Source organism: Glycomyces dulcitolivorans, assembly GCF_003265355.1.
GTDB classification, from domain to species: domain Bacteria; phylum Actinomycetota; class Actinomycetes; order Mycobacteriales; family Micromonosporaceae; genus Glycomyces; species Glycomyces dulcitolivorans.
Genome location: NZ_QFRW01000185.1, coordinates 1 through 5,474, shown reverse-complemented (window position 1 = coordinate 5,474; position 5,474 = coordinate 1). Strand labels below are relative to the sequence as shown.

Below are 5,474 nucleotides of genomic sequence, written 5' to 3'. Positions count from 1 at the left end.
GGTTTCCGGCGGCGGGCGTCGCCGGGGGCTGCGGAGCGGGCGTCGCCTGGGCCTGGCGCTCGGCCTCGGCGAGGTGGCGGGCGGCCACGTCGCGGAGGCCGTCGAGGACCTCGGTGCGCTCGGACTCGACGGCGGCGCGGCTCTTGAGCGTCACGGGCATCGACGCCAGGACCGCGTCGAGCTCGCCGAGCCGCTGCAAGAGCGGCTCGGGCCCGCGGCCGCAGGCGGGGCACCCGCCCGCCGTCGAGGGTCGCCCGCAGCGCGGGCAGTTGTACGTCGTCATGTGCACAGTGTGCTGGTGCTGTCAAATCACCGCCGCGGCAAACCGGACGCGGATTGTGCACATCCCACAACGAGCACCCCCCGACGGGCATGAACGGGGCCTGGTTTTCTTCAGGATTCCTCTAATCGGACCACGCCCGGCAGGGCCGAACCCGAAGAAGCGCACCCGGAATCGAAGCGCCCAAGGGACCCCCGGTCTTAATTATCCCGCGGGGGTACGACATTCCGCGAAGCGAAAGAAGGAGGGCACCCGACATTGGGGCGCCTAAGGGACCCCCGGATTTAATTATCCCTCGGAGGTACGACAGTCCCCGGACATGGGAACGGGCCTCGCGTTGGTGAAGCCGCGAGGCCCGTTCCGTCGGGAGGAGGATTGGTTCTTAGGACGCGCTCTCGTAGGCGTCGATGATGTCCCAGGCGAGGTCTTCCCACTGGGCGTAGTAGTCGGGGTAGGCCGAGACCTGGACGGCCTGGGCGGCGGAGGCGATGGACATGTCCTCCCAGCCGTCGACGTCTTCGAGGGTGCCGTAGAACTTGCTCGCGGAGGTGGAGACGTCCATGAGCTCCTCGACCGAGCCCCAGCCCATCGAGGTGCGCTGCTGGAAGATGCCGACCGAGTCGTGGTCCTCGTAGTGGACGTCGGAGTCGGTGTAGTCCCAGGACTCGGGGACCGAGTCGGAGGCGGCGTTGTAGAGCTTCGCCTCCTGCATCGCGGTGGCGAGGGCGACGGCCCAGCCGTTCTCGTCGAAGCCCATCTCCTTGCCGGTCTCGATGATGGTGACCGCGTTGGCCTCCTGCTCGTCGTCGATGTCGGAGACGTCGATGTCGACGGGGCCGGCGGGTTCCTCGGTCGTGGCCTCTTCGGTGGCTTCCTCGGTGGTCGCCTCTTCAGTGGCGGGGGCGGGGGCCTCCGTGGCGGCCTCGGTGGTGGCCTCCTCGGTGGTCTCGGCCGGGGCCTCGGCGACGGCGGCGGTCTCCTCGACCGGCTCGTCGGTGTTCGAGATGGCCCACGCAGCGGTGGCGCCCGAGCCGGTGAAGACCGCGGCGGCGAGGCCGACGGTCGCGACGCGGCGGAATCGGTGGTGCTCGCCGGACTCGTCATTGAAGAGTCGCCGGGAGAGCGCGGAAGCGGCGCTCCGGACCGGACCGGTCACGCCTTCGATGATCTTGCGAAAATGCACTGGCCAAACCTAGGGGCGGAAATCCGCAGGTCAAAGCCAGAGAACTCTAAGGAAACCAAGGTGGCAAGGGGTTTCCTTACTTGCGAGTAGCCTCCACGGCATTTGCCCGGTACCGGCCCTATCGTCGCCCCCGCCCGAGCGCGTCCTCGCTGCCGCCCCGCCCCGTCGGGACACGGGACGAGCCCGGACTCATCCGTTCGGAGGAGTCCGGGCTCGCCGCAAAGATAATGTGACCGCGCACACGAGGTGCTATTCCGCGAACGGCTTTCCGGTCACATCGGTAGAAATCCCCTCGCGGTCCAGGTACGGCGTGAGGCCGCCGAGCCAGAACGGGAAGCCCGCGCCGAGGATCATCGCGAGGTCGATCTGCTTGGCCGAGGGCACGACGCCCTCGTCGAGCATGAGGCCGATCTCCTCGGTCAGGCCGCGCAGGATGCGCTGCCCGACCTCGTCGGCCGTCGACGGCGAGTCGCCGAGCGCGATGACCGCCTTGGCCTCCTCCGTCAGCTTCCCCTTGCCCTTGGCGGCGGCGTCGAACACCGGGAAGTCGGCCTCGGCCATCCTCCGCAGGTTCTCCGACGCGGGGAACCGCGGCCCGAGGTCCTCGTTCAGGTGCTGGCACAGGTGCCAGGCGACCTGGAGGCCCACGAGCTCCAGCAGCGCGAACGGGCGCATCGGCAGGCCCAGCGCGTCGAGGGAGACGTCGGCGACCTCGACGGGCGTGCCCGCGTCGACCGCGCCGGTGACCTCGGCGAGCATGCGGCCCAGGAGCCGGTTGACGATGAACGCCGGCCGGTCGGCCGAGCCCACCGCGGTCTTCTTGAGCTTCTTCGCCACCGCGTACGCGGTCGCCAGGGTCTCCTTGTCGGTCGACTCGGTCGCGATGACCTCGACGAGCGGCATGACGGCCACCGGGTTGAAGAAGTGCATGCCCACGAGCCGCTCGGGGTGCTTCAGCCCCGACGCCATCGCGGTGACCGACAGGCCGGAGGTGTTGGTGACCAGCAGCGCCTCGTCCGAGACGATCGACTCGACCTCGGCGAACACGGCCTGCTTGACGCCCAGCTCCTCGAAGACCGCCTCGATGACCAGGTCGCAGTCGGCGTACACCGACTTGTCCGAGCTGGCGGTGACGAGCGCGCGGAGCTTGGCGGCCTTGAGCTTCGAGGTCCGGCCCTTCGCTTCGAGCTTGTCGATCTCGGCCCGCACGTACGCGAGGCCCTTCTGGGCCCGCTCCTCGTCGAGGTCGGTCATGACCACGGGTACTTCGAGGCGGCGCGCGAACATGAGCGCGATCTGGCCGGCCATGAGCCCGGCGCCGACGACGCCGACCTTGCGGACCTCCTTGGCCAGGCCCGGGCTCGGGGCGCCCTCGGGGCGCTTGCCGAGCGAGCGGACCAGGTTGAACGCGTAGATGCTCGACTGGAACTGCGGTCCGGCTTCGAGGTCGGCGAGCGCCTCGTCCTCGGCGAGGGACCCCTCCTCGAACGTGGCGTGCTGCGCCAGTTCGAGCAGGTCCAGGGCCCGCACCGCGGCGGCGGAGGCGTTGTGGACGCGCTCGTCCACGAGCTTGCGGGCGCCCGCGATCACGAGCGGCCACGCGTCGCGGTCGATCTCGGCCCGCTCGACGGTGATCTGGCCGGTGGCGACCTTGACGGCCCAGTCCAGGGACTCCTCGATGAAGTCCGCGGCCTCGAACTCGGCGTCGGCGATGCCCAGCGGCACCAGGTCGGCGCCCTTGAGCATCTTGTTCTGGTTGAGCGGGTTGCCGACCACGACCTGCGCGGCCTTCTCGATCCCGATGAGGTTCGGCAGGATCTGCGAGCCGCCCCAGCCGGGGATGAGCCCGATCGAGACCTCGGGCAGGCCCAGGCCGAGAGCGGTCGTCGACACGGTCCGGTAGTGGCAGTGCAGGGCCAGCTCGAAGCCGCCGCCGAGGGCCGTGCCGTTCACGAACGCGAACGTCGGCACCGCGGAGTCCTTGAGCCGCTTGTAGAGCGCGTGCCCGGCCTGCGCCAGGGCGAGGCCCTGCTCGCGGGTCTCCAGGCTCGGCATGAGCTTGATGTCGGCGCCGGCCAGGAAGATGAACGGCTTGCCGGTGACGGCGATGAGCTTGACGCCGTCCTCGGCCTCGACGGCGTCGATCGCGCGCCACAGGCTCTTGAGGCCGCCGGGCCCGAACGAGGACGGCTTCGTGTGGTCGAAGCCGTTGTCGAGCGTGATGATCGCGGCCTTGCCCCCGAGCCCGCGGGGCTCCAGGAAGCGCACGTAGGACTCGGTGACGACCTCTTCCTCGAAGTCGGGGAGGTCAAGCGGAGTCGCGGACATTAGTTGGCCCCCTTGAAGTTCGGGTTCTCCCAGATGACCGTGCCGCCCTGGCCGAGGCCGACGCACATGGCCGTGACGCCGTAGCGCACCTCGGGGCGCTCGGCGAAGTGGCGGGCGAGCTGCGTCATGAGGCGCACGCCCGAGGACGCGAGCGGGTGGCCCATGGCGATCGCGCCGCCCCACGGGTTCACCCGCGGGTCGTCGTCGGCGATCTTGAAGTGGTCGAGGAACGCCAGCACCTGGACGGCGAAGGCCTCGTTGAGCTCGAACAGGCCGATGTCGTCGATGGTGAGGCCCGCGCGGGCGAGGGCCTTCTCCGTGGACGGGATCGGCCCGACGCCCATGGTCTCGGGGTCGACGCCCGCGAACGCGAAGCCGACCATCTTCATGGCGATCGGCAGGCCCAGCTCGGCGGCGGTCTCGGCGTCGGCGATGATGCACGCGGTGGCGCCGTCGGTGTTCGGCGAGGACGTGCCCGCGGTGACGCGCCCGTGCGGGCGGAACGGGGTGCGCAGGTTCGCGAGCCCCTCCATGGTCGTCCCCGGGCGCGGCAGCTCGTCGCCGGTGGCGACGGTCCAGCCCTCGTCCGAGCGGGCGGCCATCGTGGTGATGTCGGCCGACAGCTTGTCGACGGCGGCGGCGTAGCGCGCTTGAGTCTGCACCGCGTACGCGTCGGCGCGCTCCTTGGTGAGCTGCGGGTACAGGTCGTGCAGGTTCTCGGCCGTGACGCCCATCTGGAGGGCGTCGGGGTCGACCAGGCGCTCGGCGACGATGCGCGGGTTGGGGTCCGCGCCCTCGCCCATCGGGTGGTTCGACATCGACTCCACGCCGCCGGCGATGGCGATGTCGTACTGGCGGGAGGCGATGGCGGAGGCGACGCTGGTCACCGCGGTCATCGCGCCCGCGCACATGCGGTCGATCGAGTAGCCGGGGACCGAGCGGGGCAGGCCCGCCAGGAGCGCCGCGGTGCGGCCGAGTGTGAGGCCCTGGTCGCCGATCTGCGTGGTGGCCGCCAGGGCCACCTCGTCGACCCGCTCAGGCGGCAGCCCCGGGTTGCGGCGCAGCAGCGACCTGATGGCGCGGATGATCAAGTCGTCCGCGCGGGTGTCCTCGAAGAGTTTGCCCGCCTTGCCGAACGGGGTCCGTACCCCGTCGACGAAGACGACATCGCGGATGGTGTCGTTCACGCCAGCCCCTCCTTTGGGTATGCAACGTCACAACGAATGTTACCCGCAAGTAAGTTCGATGTCACGGCCCCCCGGGGCGTGTCGCGCATCCGTCTTCCGGGAAACGTTTGCGCAGCTCACGATACGGCGAAGGCCCCGCCTCGGCGGGGCCGTTCCCAGAATCGGTCGCTCAGTCCTGCAGTGCCTCGGTCAGCCCCTCGGCGAGGAGCTCGACCTGCCACTCGCGCGCGCCGCCCTCGGCCAGGACCGTGCGCACGTGCCGCTCGGTGACCCGCTTCGGCGGCTCCCACGCCAGGCCCCGCACCAGCGCGGGCGCGATGAGGTTCTCGGCCGGGAGGTGGTGCTTCTCGGCGATCTCGGCGACCACCTCGCGGGCGGCCGACAGCCGCTCGGCCGCGACCGGGTCGCGGTCGGCCCAGCGGTGCGTCGCGGGCGGGCCGTCCTGGGGCGGGGTCGTCGACGGCAGCTCGTCGGCGGGGACGGTGCGCGCGTCCGT

4 protein-coding genes and 1 pseudogene are annotated in these 5,474 nt (G+C 70.6%); all 5 read right to left on the bottom strand.

Features of this window, described 5'->3' with window-relative positions; translation table 11 throughout:
* Positions 1 to 283 (bottom strand): hypothetical protein (locus tag DI269_RS13980; RefSeq protein WP_157974983.1); only part of this gene is annotated, 283 nt, incomplete at its 3' end.
* 379 nt (positions 284 to 662) lie between these two features.
* On the bottom strand, positions 663 to 1,463 hold the full coding sequence (locus DI269_RS13975) for a hypothetical protein (RefSeq protein WP_112136828.1): 801 nt from the start codon (positions 1,461 to 1,463) through the stop codon (positions 663 to 665).
* A gap of 249 nt (positions 1,464 to 1,712) precedes the next feature.
* Positions 1,713 to 3,791: a 3-hydroxyacyl-CoA dehydrogenase NAD-binding domain-containing protein gene (locus tag DI269_RS13970; RefSeq protein WP_112136826.1), complete on the bottom strand. Its 2,079-nt coding sequence runs from the start codon at positions 3,789 to 3,791 to the stop codon at positions 1,713 to 1,715.
* A complete protein-coding gene (locus DI269_RS13965; RefSeq protein ID WP_198667426.1) occupies positions 3,791 to 4,978 on the bottom strand; it encodes a thiolase family protein in 1,188 nt (395 codons plus the stop codon). The genes DI269_RS13970 and DI269_RS13965 overlap by 1 nt, the downstream gene beginning before the upstream one ends.
* 169 nt (positions 4,979 to 5,147) lie before the next feature.
* Positions 5,148 to 5,474: pseudogene (locus DI269_RS13960) on the bottom strand (ribonuclease D); the annotation flags it as partial.

Excerpts from the sequence above, each read along its gene's own strand:
- DI269_RS13970 (WP_112136826.1), bottom strand. The coding sequence starts at position 3,791 with ATGTCCGCGACTCCGCTTGACCTCCCCGACTTCGAGGAAGAGGTCGTC.